11 protein-coding genes and 4 pseudogenes are annotated in these 15,981 nt (G+C 75.2%); 1 reads left to right on the top strand and 14 read right to left on the bottom strand.

Annotated elements, in window-relative coordinates; genetic code table 11:
• Nucleotides 1-648 carry a TIGR03085 family metal-binding protein gene (locus QQK22_RS05390; protein WP_284249975.1) on the top strand — a complete coding sequence of 216 codons (648 nt, stop codon included), beginning with the start codon at nt 1-3 and terminating at the stop codon, nt 646-648.
• Here the strand turns inward: QQK22_RS05390 and QQK22_RS05385 are convergent.
• From QQK22_RS05385 to QQK22_RS05320, 14 genes and pseudogenes are all read right to left on the bottom strand, one after another.
• Nucleotides 645-2,441, bottom strand: a complete 1,797-nt coding sequence (locus QQK22_RS05385) for an ABC transporter ATP-binding protein (RefSeq protein ID WP_284249973.1) — start codon at nt 2,439-2,441, stop codon at nt 645-647. The genes QQK22_RS05390 and QQK22_RS05385 overlap by 4 nt on opposite strands.
• Nucleotides 2,438-4,297, bottom strand: coding sequence for an ABC transporter ATP-binding protein (locus QQK22_RS05380; protein WP_284249971.1), 1,860 nt, complete (start codon nt 4,295-4,297; stop codon nt 2,438-2,440). The genes QQK22_RS05385 and QQK22_RS05380 overlap by 4 nt, the downstream gene beginning before the upstream one ends.
• Nucleotides 4,294-5,064 carry an imidazole glycerol phosphate synthase subunit HisF gene (gene hisF / locus QQK22_RS05375; protein WP_284249969.1) on the bottom strand — a complete coding sequence of 257 codons (771 nt, stop codon included), beginning with the start codon at nt 5,062-5,064 and terminating at the stop codon, nt 4,294-4,296. The genes QQK22_RS05380 and hisF overlap by 4 nt, the downstream gene beginning before the upstream one ends.
• 48 nt (nt 5,065-5,112) lie before the next feature.
• Nucleotides 5,113-6,120: an FKBP-type peptidyl-prolyl cis-trans isomerase gene (locus QQK22_RS05370; protein WP_284249967.1), complete on the bottom strand. Its 1,008-nt coding sequence runs from the start codon at nt 6,118-6,120 to the stop codon at nt 5,113-5,115.
• Entirely contained in the window at nt 6,117-7,517 is a 1,401-nt protein-coding gene (gene pafA / locus QQK22_RS05365) for a Pup--protein ligase (RefSeq protein WP_284249965.1), read from the bottom strand. The genes QQK22_RS05370 and pafA overlap by 4 nt, the downstream gene beginning before the upstream one ends.
• The gene (gene prcA / locus QQK22_RS05360; RefSeq protein WP_284249963.1) at nt 7,510-8,223 is read right to left on the bottom strand and encodes a proteasome subunit alpha; all 714 of its coding nucleotides are present in this window, start codon (nt 8,221-8,223) and stop codon (nt 7,510-7,512) included. The genes pafA and prcA overlap by 8 nt, the downstream gene beginning before the upstream one ends.
• Before the next feature lies 1 nt (nt 8,224).
• A pseudogene (gene prcB, locus QQK22_RS05355) lies at nt 8,225-9,072 on the bottom strand (proteasome subunit beta); the annotation flags it as partial.
• Entirely contained in the window at nt 9,069-9,254 is a 186-nt protein-coding gene (locus QQK22_RS05350; protein WP_284249962.1) for a ubiquitin-like protein Pup, read from the bottom strand. The gene QQK22_RS05350 and the pseudogene prcB, both read right to left, overlap by 4 nt.
• A gap of 28 nt (nt 9,255-9,282) precedes the next feature.
• Nucleotides 9,283-10,623, bottom strand: coding sequence for a depupylase/deamidase Dop (gene dop, locus QQK22_RS05345; RefSeq protein ID WP_284249961.1), 1,341 nt, complete (start codon nt 10,621-10,623; stop codon nt 9,283-9,285).
• Nucleotides 10,624-10,850: 227 nt separating this feature from the next.
• Nucleotides 10,851-10,934 (bottom strand): annotated as a pseudogene (locus QQK22_RS05340) (hypothetical protein); the annotation flags it as partial.
• A 598-nt stretch (nt 10,935-11,532) separates the two neighbouring features.
• Nucleotides 11,533-13,163 (bottom strand): annotated as a pseudogene (gene arc, locus QQK22_RS05335) (proteasome ATPase).
• Nucleotides 13,160-14,277: pseudogene (locus QQK22_RS05330) on the bottom strand (tRNA (adenine-N1)-methyltransferase). The pseudogenes arc and QQK22_RS05330 overlap by 4 nt, the downstream one beginning before the upstream one ends.
• 10 nt (nt 14,278-14,287) lie before the next feature.
• Entirely contained in the window at nt 14,288-15,415 is a 1,128-nt protein-coding gene (locus tag QQK22_RS05325; RefSeq protein ID WP_284249960.1) for a site-2 protease family protein, read from the bottom strand.
• The gene (locus tag QQK22_RS05320; RefSeq protein ID WP_284249958.1) at nt 15,412-15,960 is read right to left on the bottom strand and encodes an HAD family hydrolase; all 549 of its coding nucleotides are present in this window, start codon (nt 15,958-15,960) and stop codon (nt 15,412-15,414) included. Before QQK22_RS05320 ends, QQK22_RS05325 begins: the two co-directional genes overlap by 4 nt.
• Nucleotides 15,961-15,981 lie beyond the last annotated feature (21 nt).

The raw sequence follows: 15,981 nt of genomic DNA, 5'->3' as shown, positions 1-15,981 counted from the left end.
ATGAGCCACGCACACGGCTTCCGCGCCGACCCCCGCACGGGCCCCCGGGCCGATCTCGTGGCCGCCCTGCGCGCCGCCGACCCGGAGGATCCGACGCTGTGCGAGGGGTGGCGGGCGCGCCACCTCGCCGCCCACGTCGTGCTGCGCGAGCGCCGTCCCTGGAGCGTCGCGGTCGGAGCCGTCCGGGGCCAGGACCCGACGGCGGACCTGGCGGCCACCGCCACCGACGCGGCGGGCTACGCGCGTCTCGTCGACCAGGTCGAGCAGGGCCCCTCCCGGCTCAGTCCCCTGGAGTGGGTCCCCGCCGCGAACCTGATGGAGTTCGTCGTCCACGCGGAGGACGTGCGCCGCGGGGACGGCCCACCCGCGCAGCCGCGCGAGCTCCCGGAGCGCCTGCAGGTGGGCCTGTGGCGGTCGGTCCGGGCGATGGCGTCCCTGCGCTACCGCCGCGCGGCCGCCCGCGGCGGCGTCGGGCTCGTGCTGGTCTCCCCCACCGCCCGCGCCGTGCTCGCCCGTGGCCCGCGCAGCGCGGTGCTCAGCGGGACGCCGACCGAGCTCGCGCTGTGGATCACCGGCAGGGAGCGCGCGTCGCTCGCGCAGGTCACCGGCCCGGACGACGCCGTCGCGGCGTTCCTCGCGGCGGTCTAGCTGGTCGAGGCCAGCCAGGAGGCGAACATGCCCGCGTAGCCGCGCCCGTCGGCGAGCAGCTGCTCGTGCGTGCCGACCTCCGCGATCTCGCCGTCGTGCACGACGACCACGAGGTCGGACTGCGCGGCCGTCGAGAGCCGGTGGGCGATCGTGATCGAGGTGCGGCCGGCCATCGCCCGCGTCAGCGCGCGCGCCGTGCGCAGCTCCGTGGCCGGATCGACGGCGGAGGTCGCCTCGTCCAGCACGAGCAGATCGGCCCCGACCACCTGGGTGCGCAGCAGCGCCACCAGCTGGCGCTCCCCCGCCGACAGCGACTCCCCGCGCTGACCCACGGGCGTGTCGAGCCCCTGCGGCAGCGAGGCGACCCAGTCGCCGAGCTCGAGCTCGGCGACGGCGGCCTCGACCCGTGCCCGCGCGTCGGGGGCGCCGGGGTCGGGCAGCCCGTAGGCCACGTTCGCCGCGACCGTGGTGTCGAACAGGAAGCCCTCCTGGGTGAGGGTGACGACACGGCGGCGCAGGTCGCCGTCGGCCACCTCGCGCAGGTCGACGCCGCCCACCAGCACCCGCCCGGTCCCGGGATCGGTGAACCGCGTGACGAGGCGCGCGATCGTCGTCTTGCCCGACCCCGTGCGCCCCACGACGGCCACCCGCGTGGTGGCCGGCACCTCGAGCGTGACGTCGCGCAGCACCGGCGGACCACCGGGGTAGGCGAACGTGACCCCCTCGAGGCGGACGTCGAGCGCACCGGCCGGGAGCGGCGTCGGGCGCGCCGGCGCCACGACGTCGACGGGCGTCTCGAGCAGCGACAGCACGCGCCGCCAGCCGGCCACGGCGTTCTGGAGCTCGTTCAGCACCTCGGTCGCGTTCTGGACCGGGCCGACGAACAGCTGGACCAGGAACAGCACCGCCAGGAGGTGCCCCACGCTGATGTCGCCGGCCACGCCGAGGAACGAGCCCACGACGACCACGACGGCGAGCGCGAGGCCCGACAGCAGGACGCCCGTGGAGAACGCGGCTGCGGCGAGCGTCTGGGCCCGCACGGCCGAGTCCCGGTGCTCCCGCACCGCCGTGTCGAGGCGGTGCTGCGTCCGGCCGCCGATGCCGTAGGCGCGGATGGTGTGCGCGCCGACAACCGACTCCGACACCGCTGCGAGCATGGTCCCGACGCGCACGCGCACCGTCAGGTAGGCGGCGTTCAGCGCCTTCTGCGCGCGCGGCGCCAGCAGCGCCATCGGCAGCAGGCAGAGCCACACCAGGAGCGTGAGCTGCCAGGAGTAGATCGCCATCGCGACCGTGGCGGCGAGGATCTGCAGCGAGGACAGCACCAGCATGATGCCGCCCCACTGCACGAACTGGCTGATCGTGTCGACGTCGCTCGTCACGCGCGAGACCAGCGCGCCGCGGCGCTCGGAGTTCTGGCTCAGCACCGACAGGTCGTGCACGTGCCGGAACGCGGTGGTGCGCAGCTGCGCGAGGCCCGCCTCGGCCGCCGCGAAGAGGCGGGCGTTCGAGATCGCCGAGCACGCCGAGGCCACCAGCAGCACGCACGCGGCGATCAGCGCCGTCGTGACGACGACGCCGACGTCCGGCCCGCCGGGCGCGAGGACACCCAGGTCGGTGGCCCGCTGGACGGCGAACGGCACGACGACGCGCCCCGCCGTCGCCAGCGCCGCCAGCAGCAGCGTCAGCCCGATCCCGCGCAGCATCAGCGGGGACTCCCGGACGCCGCGCCGGACCGTCGCGACGACGCCGAGCTCGGCCGCGGGCGTGACGCCCGCGCTGCCGGCGCTCATCGCTGCACCTCGCTGTCGTGTCGCGCACCGTCCGCGCCGGCGCCGTCGACGCCGTCGTCGTCGCGGTCGCGCTCGTAGGCCTGCAGGAGGTCGGCGAAAGCGGGCGAGGTGCGCTGCAGCTCACCGACGGGTCCGACCGCCGTGACGCGGCCGCGCTCGAGCAGCACCACGACGTCGGCGAGCGCGATCGTCGCCGGCCGGTAGGCGGCCATCACGACGGTCGGCGGCTGCTCCTCGGACTCGGCGAGGCCCGCGAGGATCTCGCGCTCGACCACCGGGTCGAGCGCGGAGGTCGCGTCGTCCAGGAGCAGCAGGCGCGGGCGGCGCACGAGCGCCCGCGCGATCGCGACCCGCTGACGCTGCCCGCCGGACAGGCTCGTGCCGCGCTCGCCGAGCACGGTGTCGAGGCCGTCCGGCAGCGCGCGGACGACGTCGTCGACCCGCGCGCGCCGCAGCGCGGACCACACCTCCTCGTCCGGGGTCGGCTCGGCGTCGGGCGCGTCCAGCGCGACGTTGCCGCGCACGGAGTCGTCGAAGACGAACGCGTCCTGCGCCGCGTAGGCGACCATCCGGGAGAGCTCCGCGTGCCCGAGGCCGGCGGCGTCCACGCCGTCGATGCGGACGGTGCCGGTGGTCGGACGGGTGAGCTGGCTGACGACGTCGAGCAGCGTCGACTTGCCCGCGCCCGTCGCCCCGACCACCGCGACCCGCGTGCCGGGCGCGACGTCGAGGTCGACGTCCCGCAGCAACGTCGCCTCGCCCTCGGGACCGCTCACGACCAGGCCGACGCCCCGGAGCTCGACGCCGGCGCCGCCCGGGTGCTCCCCCGCGGCGAGGGCGCCCGTGCGGTGGTGGTCGGTGGGCGCCTCGAGCACGCTCGAGATGCGGTCGTGCCCGACCAGCGAGCGCGGCAGCTCGCCCAGCACGAAACCGATCGCGCGGACCGGGAAGGTCATGACCGTCAGCAGGTACGCGGCGGTGACGACGTCACCGGTGGCTGCTCCGCCGTCGCGCACCTGGACGGCACCGACGACCAGGACCAGGAGCGTGGCGGCGGCCGGGATCAGGTCGATGACGGGGTCGAAGACCGCGCGGATGCGGCCGGCGCGGGTGCTCGCCGCCCGCAGCCGGTCGGTCGCGACGGCGAACGCCGCCTCCTCGCGGTCCGCCGTCCCGAGCGACTTGACCACGAGCGCGGCCTCGAAGCTGGCGTGCGCGGCGTCGGCCACGCGACCACGCTCCTCCTGGGTCTGGGCGACCACCGGTGAGACGGCGCGGCGGTAGACGGCGTTGGCGATCACGACGACGGGCAGCACGGCCAGCCCGATGAGCCCGAGCGCCCAGTTGGCCGCGAACATCGCGCCACTCGCGGCGACCAGCATGATCAGCACGCCGATGGCGAACGGCAGCGGGACGAAGACCCCGGCCGCCGCCTCGACGTCGGAGCTCGCGTGCGCCAGCAGCTTGCCGGTGGGGTTCCTGCGGTGCCACGCCATCGGCACCCGGAGGTAGTGCCGCGTGACGCGGCGGCGGTGCGCCGCCTGGACGTCGAACGCGACCATGCCGGCGTAGATGCGACGCAGGGCGACCGAGACGCTCGTGACGACCGTGGCCAGCAGCAGGACCCCGCCCATCAGCCACACCTGGCCGGTCGTGACACCCTCGCCCTGGACCGCGGGCACGATGACGGTGTCGGTGGCGCGGCCCAGGAGCCAGCCCGAGGCGACCGTCCCGAGGCCGTAGAGCGTCGAGAACACGATCGCGATGGTCGCGGCCCGCCGCTGCTCGCGCAGCCCGCGGCCGATCAGCGTCGCGGACCGCCTCAGCTCACCCCCGCGCAGCCTGGCGCCGCTCACCGGACCACGTGGCCCGCACCACGCAGCGCGTCCTTGACGGCGCCGATGCTCAGCGTGCCGAAGTGGAAGACGCTCGCGGCGAGCACGGCGTCGGCGCCCGTGGCTGCCGCCTCGACGAAGTGGTCGGTGCTCCCCGCGCCCCCGCTCGCGACCAGCGGCACGTCGACGGCGGCGCGCACCGCGGTCAGCATGGCCACGTCGAAGCCGTCGGTCGTCCCGTCCGCGTCGATGGAGTTCAGCAGGACCTCGCCGGCGCCGCGGTCGGCGGCCTCCGCCGCCCACGCGACCGCGTCGATACCGGTGCCGCGCCGCCCGCCGTGCGTGGTGACCTCGAACCCGGACTCCGTCTCGACACCGGGGGCGCACCGGCGCGCGTCGACCGACACCACGAGGACCTGGTTGCCGAACCGGCGGGTGATCTCGCCGATGAGCTCGGGGCGGGCGATCGCCGCGGTGTTGACGCCGACCTTGTCGGCCCCGGCGCGCAGGAGCGCCTCGACGTCGGCGACGCTGCGCACGCCTCCCCCGACGGTGAGCGGGACGAAGACCTGCTCGGCGGCGGCGGTGACGGTCTCGAGCGTCGTGGCGCGGCCGGAGCTCGACGCGCTGACGTCGAGGAACGTGATCTCGTCGGCACCCTCGGCGTCGTAGCGTCGGGCGAGCTCCACCGGATCGCCCGCGTCCCGCAGCCCCGCGAACCGGACCCCCTTGACCACCCGGCCGGCGTCGACGTCCAGGCAGGGGACAACGCGCAGAGCAACGGGCATGACGTCCAGTTTACGCCCGCGGGAGTCCGTCACCGGCCCCCGGAGGAGCTACTGGCCCGACGGCGGCGGGTCGGTCGGGCGGGTGTCGCCCGGCGGCTGCAGGTCCTGCTCCGGATCGGGGACGGGCTCGAGGTCGGTGCCCTCGGACGGGTCGGCCTCGGTGCCCGTGGGGACCGCGACGTCCGCGGTCGCGAGCACGTCGAGGACCGTCACGAGCGTCTCGTTCGAACCCGCCTCGCCGGAGGGTGCCACCACGAGGATCTGCGAGCCGACCGTCTGCTCGAGCAGGGCGCCGCGCAGCGGCGGGGTCAGGTCGGACAGGGCGAGCGAGCGGGGAGCGCTGCCCCACGTCGAGTCCACCACCGCGCCGTCGCTCCACCGCACCGAGGTCAGCTGGAGGACCACGGACTGGTCGGACGACACCTGGGGGCCGTCCCCCTTGATCGTGACGGCGAACCGGGTCCCCGTCGGCGGGGGCTCGTCCTGCGGGAGCTCGGGCGTTGGCGCCCCGTCCGGGCCGAGGGTGAGCGTCGGGAGTCCGGGCTCGCCCTCGCGCGCGGCGCCCGTGGCGCGCAGCGGGAGGACGTCCAGGACGAGCACGTGCGGCGTCGGCCGGGCGGCGCTGCCGATCTCGACCAGCTCGACCCGGCTGCCGACGGTGACGCCCTGGAGCAGGTCGTGCAGCGGTGCCCCGAGGGAGTCGGCGGACATCGTGCGGACCTCGGGGAGCCCGGGGTAGGTGTCGGCCACCGTCTCGCCCGTGGCGATGTCGAGCGCGACGAAGTCGATGAGGAGGGGCTGGCCCTCCACGACCGCCGGCCCCTCGCCCTCCAGGAGCACCTGCGAGCTCGTCGCCTCGACCGTCCGGCCGCCGGCGATCGTGATGGTGGGTCGGACGCCGAACTCCCCCGCGACGGCGACCGTGGCCGTCGGGGTCGGCTCCGGTTCGGGCTGGGCACGGCACCCCGCCAGGGCGCCGATCGCGAGCGTCGCGGCCAGGACCGCGGCCACGGCGGGGCGGCGCGCGGGACGTCGAGGTGCTCCCAGGCGCGTCACGGGCGCATGCTCGCGATCAGACGGTCCACGCGCTCGTCGTGCGCGCGGAACGGGTCCGAGCACAGCACCGTGCGCTGCGCGACGTCGTTGATCTTCAGGTGGACCCAGTCGACCGTGTGGTCGCGCCGCGCCTCCTGGGCGGCGCGGACGAAGTCGCCGCGCAGGCGCGCGCGCGTCGTGGCGGGCGGGTGCTCGGCGGCGTGGCCGACCTCCTCGGGGGTGGTGAGGCGCTGCACGAGACCCTTGCGCACCATCGGCTCGAGCAGGCCGTCCTCCGGGGAGATGTCGTGGTACGCCAGGAGGAGCCGAGCGACCTTCGGGTCGTCGAGGGGCACGCCGGCGCGCTCCCGGTACCGGGTCACCAGACGCTCCTTGATCGCCCAGTCGAGCTCGGTGTCGACCAGGTGGTGGTCGCCGTCGGCGACGGCGGCCAGGCCGCGCTCCCACAGGTCCAGGGTCCAGGCGGTGCGCTCGGACGTGTCGCCGGTGCCGCGGACGAACTCCTGCGCGCGGGCGAGCAGCTCGGCCTGCACGTCGATCGCCGTCGTGCTCGCCCCGGAGCTGCGCCGCAGCGGCGCGCGGCCGGTGAGGTCGTGGCTGATGTCGCGGATGGCGCGCACGGGGTTCTCCAGCGCGACGTCGCGCAGGTGCACACCGCTCTCGAGCATGCGCAGCACCAGGTCGGTCGTGCCCAGCTTGAGCATCGTCGTCGGCTCGGCCATCGAGGAGTCTCCGACGATGACGTGCAGGCGCCGGTAGCTGTCGGCGTCGGCGTGCGGCTCGTCGCGCGTGTTGATGATCGGGCGCGAGCGGGTCGTGGCCGAGGAGACCGTCTCCCAGATGTGGTCGGCCCGCTGCGAGAAGCAGTAGCGCGGCCCCTTCGGGCCGGCGAGCACGTGGCCCGCCCCCGTGAGGATCTGGCGCGTCACGAAGAACGGGACGAGCACGTCCGCCGTGCGCGCGAAGTCCGCGCGGCGCCGGATCAGGTAGTTCTCGTGGCACCCGAAGGAGTTGCCGTGCGAGTCGAGGTTGTTGCGCAGCAGGTGCAGGCGCCCCGGCACCCCCTCCTCGCGCATCCGGGTGTGCGCGTCCGTCAGGAGGTCCTGCAGGATCCGGACGCCGGCCGCGTCCTGCACGACGGCGTCGCGCACGTCGTCGGTCTCGGCCGTGGCGTACTCGGGGTGGCTGCCGACGTCGAGGTAGAGCCGGGCGCCGTTGCGCAGGAACACGTTGCTCGACCGGCCCCACGCCACGACCGTGCGGAAGAGGTAGCGCGCCGCCTCGTCCGCGCTCATGGCGCGACCGCCGGGCGCCGAGCACGTGATGCCGTACTCGGTCTCGAGACCGAAGATCCGGCGCGTGGCGACGTCGCGGGCGGGAGTCTGCTGCTCAGCCACGCGGGTCGGCCCCCGCTCCGCCCGCCCCCGCGAGCTCGCGCTCGGCGTCGAGACGTCGGAAGCTCCGGCGCACCGCGCCGCGGTCGAGGACGGCCGCCTCGAGCTGCCCCGGCGGGATCGCCCGGGTCGCTCCGTCGTCGGACTCCTCCAGCGCTCGCAGCGCGAGACGCAGCGCGTCGGCCCGCGTCAGGTCGGGGCGCCAGTGCTGGGCCACCACCTGGTGGCGCAGGTCGGCCTGCCCCCCGATGACGACGTGGTGGGACTCCTCCGCGAGCGTGCCGTCGAAGGAGAGCCGGTACAGCTGGTCGGCCTCGGGGCGCGCGCCGACCTCCGCCACGACGAGCTCGACCTCGTACGGCTTGGTCTCGGCGGTGAAGATCGTTCCGAGCGTCTGCGCGTAGGAGCTCGCGAGACCGCGGACGCTGACGTCGGAGCGGTCGTAGGCGTAGCCGCGCAGGTCGGCGTAGCGGATGCCGGCCACGCGCAGCGACTCGAACTCGTGGTACTTCCCCACGCCCGCGAACGCGATCCGGTCGTAGATCTCGCTGATCTTGTGCAGCGCCCGCGAGGGGTTGTGGGTGGTGAAGACGATCCCGTCCGCACAGGTGAGGGCGACGACGGCGCGACCGCGCGCGACGCCCTTGCGCGCGTAGTCGGCCCGGTCCTTCATCATCTGCTCGGGCGAGACGTAGAACGGGAGGCTCACGAGCGTCCCCCTGCGTCCGGGCGCGCAGCGCGAGCACGCTCTCGACGTGGCCGGCGAGCTCCTCGTGCGGCACGCGGCGGTAGCCGGAGGCGTCGACCACGGCGACGACGGGCAGGATCCCGCGGACGAGGTCGACCCCGCCGGTGGCGGAGTCGTCGTCGGCGGCGTCGAGCAGCGCGGCGACCGCGACCTCGACGGCCTCGGTCTCGGTGAGACCGGGTCGCCACAGGTTCTTCAGGCTGCCGCGCGCGAACACGGCGCCCGACCCGATGCAGTGGTGGTTCCGCTCCGTGTACCGGCCGCCGACGACGTCGTAGGAGTAGAGGCGGCCGGGTCCGGCCGGGTGCGCGCCGTCGGTGCTGGCGGTCGCTGCGCCGTCGACCCCGCCGAACAGCGGAACCGCGACCAGACCCTGTGTCGCCAGGGGAGGTTGGCGCGCACGAGGCGCGCGAGCCGGTTGGCCTTGCCCTCGAGCGAGAGGGGCGTGCCCTCGAGCTTCTCGTAGTGCTCGAGCTCGAGCTGGAAGAGGCGCACGAGGTCCAGCCCGATGCCGGCCGCCCCGGCGATGCCGATGACGGAGGCCTCGTCCGCGGCGAAGACCTTCTCGATCTCGCGGTGCGCGATGTAGGTGCCCGACGTCGCTCGGCGGTCGCCCGCCATCACGACGCCACCGGGATGGGTCAGCGCGACGATCGTCGTGGCGTGCGCCTGCTCGAGGTCGGCCTCGCCCGGGCGCGCGTGCTGCTGCCGCGCGGCGAGGAGCTCGGGGGCGACGTCGCCGACGAAGTCCACGAAGGAGGACGTGCCGGGCGCGAGGTAGGAGGCGGGCAGGCGGGGACCGAGGGTCACTGGCCGCCCTTCTGGACGAATCCGCGCACGAAGGACTCGGCGTTGGTCTCGAGCACGTCGTCGATCTCGTCGAGGAGGTCGTCGACCGCGTTCGTGGAGGCCGCGGGGGCGGTGGGGACGGGGGCGGGGGCGTCGTCGTCGCCCTCGCCGGGGCGGTGGCTGCTGAAGTGCTGGGACGTCACGGTGTCCTCCTCGTGTCTCGGTCCGATCCTATGCGTGCGGGGTCTGGACGGGCGGCGCGGGCGGGGCGAGCAGCTCCGCCACCAGGGTGTCGGCCGTGGGGTGGCGATCGAGGAGCTCGCCCATCAGCGCGCGCGTGCCCCGGCGCGGATCGGGCATCGGCACGCGGACGAGCGAGGGCTGGCTCGCGACGTCGAGCACGACGCCGTCCCACCCGGCCGCGGCCACGGCGTCGCCGTACCGGCGCAGCGCCTCGCCGCGGAACCACGCGCGCGTGTCGGTCGGAGGCTCGTGCACGGCCCGCTCGGCCTCGTCGGCCGGGACGATCTCGGCCACGCCGCCGGCCGCCCGCAGGCGGGCGCAGATGCCGCGCTCGGGGCGCACGTCGGACCACTGCAGGTCGATCGCGGCGAGCTTCGCGTGGTCCCAGCCCAGGCCGTGGCGCTCCTTCACGCCCTCCAGGACGCGCAGCTTGGCGAGCCACTCGACCTCGCGCGCGGCGGCGTCGTGATCGTGCTCGAGGAGGTCGAGCGTCCGCTCCCAGGCCACCAGGACCGCCGCGTCGTCGGGGTCGAGGGCGTCCCCGATCGCCTCGCGCACCCCGGCCGCGTAGTGCCGCTGGATCTCGAGCGCGGTGAGCGCGGTCCCCTCCCCCGCCACGTCGAGCCGGGCGCTCAGGGTGAGGTCACGGCTGACCTCCGCCACGGCCGCGACCGGGTCGGCGAGGTGCAGCGCCTCCCAGGCGAACGGGACCTCGACGCCGGAGTCCTCGCGCGCCGCGGCCTCGAGCACCGCCAGCACGAGCGAGGTCGTGCCCAGCTTGAGGTGGGTGGCGGTCTCGAAGCAGTTCGCGTCGCCGATGATGACGTGCAGGCGCCGGAACCGCGACGCGTCGGCGTGCGGCTCGTCGCGCGTGTTGATGATCGGGCGGCGCAGGGTCGTCTCGAGGCCGACCTCCGCCTCCATGTAGTCGGCCCGCTGGGACAGCTGGTACCCGGGGGTGTCCCCCGCCGGACCGAGTCCGACGCGTCCGGAGCCGACCATCACCGTGCGCGTGACGAGGAACGCCGTCAGGTAGTCGACGATGTCGCCGAAGGGCACCGCCCGGTCCACGAGGTAGTTCTCGTGGGTGCCGTAGCTCGCGCCCTTGCCGTCGACGTTGTTCTTGTACAGCGCGACGTCCGGGGTGTGGGGCGAGGCCGCGAGCGTGCGGACCGCCGCGAGCATCACGTGCTCCCCCGCGCGGTCCCACACCGCCGCGTCGCGGGCGGTGAGCACCTCCGGGCTGGAGTACTCGGGGTGCGCGTGGTCGACGTAGAGCCGCGCCCCGTTCGTGAGCAGCACGTTGGTCGCGGCGGCGTCCTCGCGCACCGGGTGGGTGGCGCGACGGCGGCGGGTCGGTGCCGCCGCCGCGGCGTGGTCGGTGTGCTCCGACCCGGGGGCGATCCCTCCCGGCCGGGCTCGTCGGTGAGCTGGCTCGGGTGCGCGCGGGACCGGTCGATCCGCCACCCGCGGGCGTCGGCCAGCGGGTCCTCGCTCTCGTAGCTCCACCGTGCGCGCGGCGGCTCGGGCAGCGACTGCGCGTAGGCGGCCACGACCAGCGCCGACAGCGCCATCGGGTTGTCCCGGCCACCCCCTGCGCCACCCGTGCCCAGGACGCCGTACTCGGTCTCGATCCCCATCACGCGCACCGCTCCACCCTACGGTCCGTGCGGACACCCGACGCCGGTCCGCCCGCCCCGGCTCGGCCGGGCGGTTGAGCGGTCGACCCGCCCCGGCGGGCGGCCGGCTGGGCGGTCGATCGGTCCGGCCAGCTCGCCGCGGCACTCCCGATCGGGCGGTCCGGTGGTCGCCCCGGGCGGTCCGGCCGCCTCGTGGGGCGGTCCAGAACTCGCTTCGGGCGGTTTGACGAAGCCGTCGGGCTGTTCGACGGCACCCCGTCGGAGCGGCGAGGGGCTGTGACCTGCGGCGATGCCCACGGCGGCGCCGGCGAACGTCGCTGAAACCGCCCGAGGAGTTCAGCCGACCGCCCGACGGCACCGTCAAACCGCCCGACGACGCAGTCAGACCGCCCGACGGAAAGGTCCGACCGCCCGACACTGTCGGCGGACCACCGGGCGGACGGTGTCCCGTCGTGAGGTGCCCCGGTGCCGTCGTGAGGTGCGCCGCGTCGTCCGGGATCAGAACGAGCCGCTGACCTGCGACGACGCCGGCAGGCCCGCCGCGGTCCCGCCGCCAGACCTCGGGACGGGACGGCCGGACCTCGCGACGGGACGGGACCTACAGGTACTGCCCCGGGTCCGCCGTGGTCTCGACCGACCGGGCGACCGGACCCGAGGCCGCCGCCGCGGCCCCCTTCGGCGCCACGATCGTGCGGATGAAGACGATCCGCTCGCCCTTGCGGCCGGACACGCGCGCCCAGTCGTCGGGGTTGGAGGTGTTCGGCAGGTCCTCGTTCTCGTGGAACTCCGCCCGGACCGCCGCCAGCAGGTGGGTCAGGGAGATCCCACGCGGCTCGCCGGCCAGGAACGACTTGATCGCGGCCTTCTTGGCGCGGTCGACGACGTTGCGGATCATGGCCCCGGAGGCGAAGTCCTTGAAGTGGAGCACCTCGCGGTCGCCGCTGGCGTAGGTGACCTCGAGGAACTCGTTCTCGCGGCCGACGGCGTACATCGACTCGACCGCCGCGTCGATCATGGCGGCGACCGTCCGCGCGGCGTCGCCGTCGTGCTCGGCGAGGTCGTCGGGGTGCAGGGGTAGGCCGGCCCGAAGATACTTGGGGAAGATGTCGCGCGCGGCCTCGGCGTCGGGCCGCTCGACCTTGATCTTCACGTCCAGGCGGCCGGGCCGCAGGATCGCGGGGTCGATCATGTCCTCGCGGTTCGAGGCGCCGATGACGATGACGTTGTCGAGGCGCTCGACGCCGTCGATCTCCGCCAGCAGCTGCGGGACGATCGTGGTCTCGGTGTCGGAGGAGATGCCCGTGCCTCGCGTGCGGAACAGCGACTCCATCTCGTCGAAGAACACGACCACGGGCACGCCCTGCTCGGCCCGCTCGCGCGCCCGGGCGAAGATCAGCCGGATGTGACGCTCGGTCTCGCCGACGAACTTGTTCAGCAGCTCCGGCCCCTTGACGTTGAGGAACGAGCTGCGCACGGCGTCCTGCCCCGCGGCGTCGCCCACCGTCCGTGCGAGCGACGCCGCCACGGCCTTCGCGATGAGTGTCTTGCCGCACCCCGGGGGCCGTACAGCAGGAGACCCTTGGGCGGCGTGAGCCCGTGCTCGCGGAACAGCTCGGGGTGGCCGAACGGGAGCTCGACGGCGTCGCGGATCGCCTCGATCTGGTCGGCGAGGCCACCGATGTCCTCGAACTCGACGTCGGGCAGCTCCTCGAGAACGAGCTCCTCGACCTCCGAGCGCGGCACGCGTTCGTGCACGAAACCGCTGCGCGAGTCGATCGTCAGCGCGTCGCCGACGCGGACACCGGCCTCGAGCAGCTGCCCCGACAGGCGCACCACCCGCTCCTCGTCGCCGCGTCCCACGACCAGCGCGCGGTCCGCACCGAGCAGCTCCTTGACGGTGACGACCTCACCGACGCGCTCGAACTCCCCGGCGGACACGAGCGCCATGGTCTCGCTGAGCTGGACCTCCTGCCCGGGGCCGAGCGCGCCGAGGTCGACGGCGGGCGAGACCGGCACCCGCATCTTCCGGCCGGCGGAGACGATGTCGGCCGTGCCGTCCTCGTGCGCGGCGAGGAAGGCGGCGTAGGTCGCGGGCGGTCGGGTGAGCTGCTCGACCTGGTCGCGCAGCTCGGCCAGCTCCTGGCGCGCCCGCACCAGCACGGCCGTGAGGCGCTCGTTCTTCTGGGCCAGGGAGGCCGCCTCGCGGCGGGCGTCGTCGGGGGTGCTCATGCCTGCTCCTCCACGCCGTCACCCTCACCCTCGTGCACGGCCGCGTCGCGGATCGCGCCGGCGTGCCGTCCGGCGCGGCGCGCCTTCTTCGGCGTGACGCCGCGCTCCCCGAGGTCCTCGGGGGTCCAGTCCTCGCCGATCTGCACGCGGGCGGCGTCGCGCGCGAGGGCCTCGAGCTCCGCGGCGTCCTCCGTCTGCGTCGACTTCGCGGGGCGACGACGGCGCAGCGGCGCGGCCACGCCGTCGGCCATCCGGCGGCTCGTGACGAGGAATCCGGTGTGGGCCACCATCCGGTGCGACGGGCGCACCGCGAGGCCCTCGAGGTGCCACTCGCGCAGCATCGTCTCGGACGCCAGCGGCTCGGTGAACCGGCCGTCGGCCTTGAGGTCCTCGGCGAACCGCGACAGCTGCGTCGTCGTGGCGACGTAGGCGAGCACGACCCCACCGGGCGCGAGGGCTGTCGCGACGGCGTCGATGTTCTCCCACGGCGCCAGCATGTCGAGCACCACCCGGTCGACGGCGCCGGCGGCGCGCGCCGTCGGCAGGACGTCCGCGAGGTCGCCCACCGCGAGCTCCCACGCCGGGTGCGTCCCGCCGAAGAAGGCCTCCACGTTCCCGGTCGCGATCGCCGCGAAGTCGTCGCGGCGCTCGACCGAGAGCAGGGACCCGTGGTCGCCGACGGCGCGCAGCAGCGACATCGTCAGCGCCCCCGAGCCCACCCCGGCCTCCACGACCCGGGCGCCCGGGTAGACGTCGGCCATCGAGACGATCTGGGCCGCGTCCTTGGGGTAGATGACGGCGGCGCCGCGCGGCATCGAGAGCACGTGATCGGACAGCAGGGGCCGCAGCGCGAGGTAGGCGACACCCCCGACGTCTCCACGATCGTGCCCTCGCTCGCCCCGATCAGCTCGGTGTGGCGGAAGTAGCCCCGGTGGGTCTGGAACGAGCCGTCGAGGCGGAGCGTGATGGTGGATGGCTTGCCGCGCGGGTCGGTGATCTGCACCCGGTCGCCCTCGCGGAACGGTCCGCGCCGGGCGGCGGCACCGGTGGGTGCGTCGGCGGGTCGGCCGGCGAGCTCGTCGGTGGACGGTGCACGAGGGGGTTGAGCGGTCACTCTCACCAGCCTAACGACCACCCGGTGCCAGCGCGGCGAGCACGGCCGCGCGCGTGGTCGTCGCGACGACGCCCGGCGCCACGAGCACGACGACGACGCCGCCCGCCTCGATCCCCCGGGCCAGCGCGGCCAGGGCGTCGGCGCCCGTCACGGCGGTCAGGACCGCCTCGGGCGGCAGACCGCGTGCGGCCGCACCGACGGGGGTGCCCGCGCGCAGGTGCGGCGGGACGCCACGGACCGCCTCGGGGTCCAGCAGCGCGACCGGTGCTCCGGCGGGGTCGAGCAGCACGACGTCGGGCGGCGCCGCGCCGTCGGGCACCGCCGCCGCGCGCAGGACGTCGGGCAGCGCCTCGATCGGCGTCGCCGCGTCCAGCGCGACCGCCGCGCGCAGCATCGGCCGCAGGTCGAAGCCGGCGGCGCTGCGCCGCGCCCGCCCGACGGCGATCGAGCGGCTCGCCCCGCTCCACACCAGCCCCGCGACGAGCAGGCCCCAGACCGCGGTCGTGAGGACGGGCCGCTCCCCGCGCAGCAGCGGCGGGAGCAGGACCACCAGCGCGATCACGACGGCGATGGCGCGCCCCACCCAGCCCGCCCCGATCGTGGCGCGGTCCCGGTCGCCGGTGACGCGCCAGAGCAGCGCCTCGAGGATCCGCCCGCCGTCCAGCGGGTTGCCCGGCAGGAGGTTGAAGGCCGCCACGACGACGTTCGCCCACGTGAGCGACGCCACCACGACGGCCACGAGCCCGAGCGGGATCGCCTGCAGCGCGAGCCACCCGAGTCCGGCGAGCAGGAGGTTGGCCGCCGGGCCGGCGGCCGAGACGAACGCGCTCGCCCCGGGGGTGCGCAGCTCGGCGTCGAAGCTCGTGTGGCCGCCCCAGAACGTCAGCACGTACTCGCGCACGCGGGCACCGATCGCCCGCGCCGCGGCGCCGTGCGCCAGCTCGTGCGCCAGGACGGAGGCGAACAGCAGCACGGGGAAGGTCGCGGAGGCGCCGACGGCGGCCGCGAACCCCAGGTCGGGTGCCACCCTGCGGACCGTGGGCAGGAAGATCACGGTCAGGACGGCCGCCACGAGCAGCCAGCTCGGCGCCAGGTAGACGGGTGAGCCGCCCACCGTCCCCAGGCGCCACCGCCTCACGCGCCCGTCCGCTCCCGCGCCGCGTCCAGCGGACCGGTCAGCGCCACGAGGTCGGCCAGGCCGAGTCCCAGGAGGGTCTCGGTGCGCGCGTAGCGCTCGCTGGCGGGCAGCTCGAGCATGTGGGGCACGACGACCGTGGCCGCCCCCGAGGCGACGGCCGCGGCGGATCCCGTGGCGGAGTCCTCGACCGCGATGCAGCGGGTGATGTCGACCCCGAGCAGGTCCGCCGCCGTCAGGTACGCCTCGGGATCCGGCTTGCCGCGGGTCACCATGTCCCCGGCCACCACCACGTGGATGGCTCCGGGCGGCAGGAGCGACGCGATGAGCTCCGCCTGCACGCGGTAGGACATCGTGACGATCGCCTGCGGGACGCCGGCGGCAGCGACGTCGGCCACGAGCTCGCGGGCCCCCGGTCGCCAGTCCGGCCCCACCTCGGCCACCCGAGCGTTGACCACGCCCACCAGGTGCTCGACGACCTGCGCGGGCGTGAGATCGACGCCGCGACCCACGAGGATCTCGGCGCTGTCGGGCAGCGCCTTCCCCACGAGACTGAGGGCGTCCTCGTG

It is taken from the genome of Litorihabitans aurantiacus, assembly GCF_030161595.1.
GTDB lineage: Bacteria > Actinomycetota > Actinomycetes > Actinomycetales > Beutenbergiaceae > Litorihabitans > Litorihabitans aurantiacus.
The sequence above is the reverse complement of the archived record's forward strand: the minus strand, read 5'-3'. Positions and strand labels throughout refer to the sequence as shown.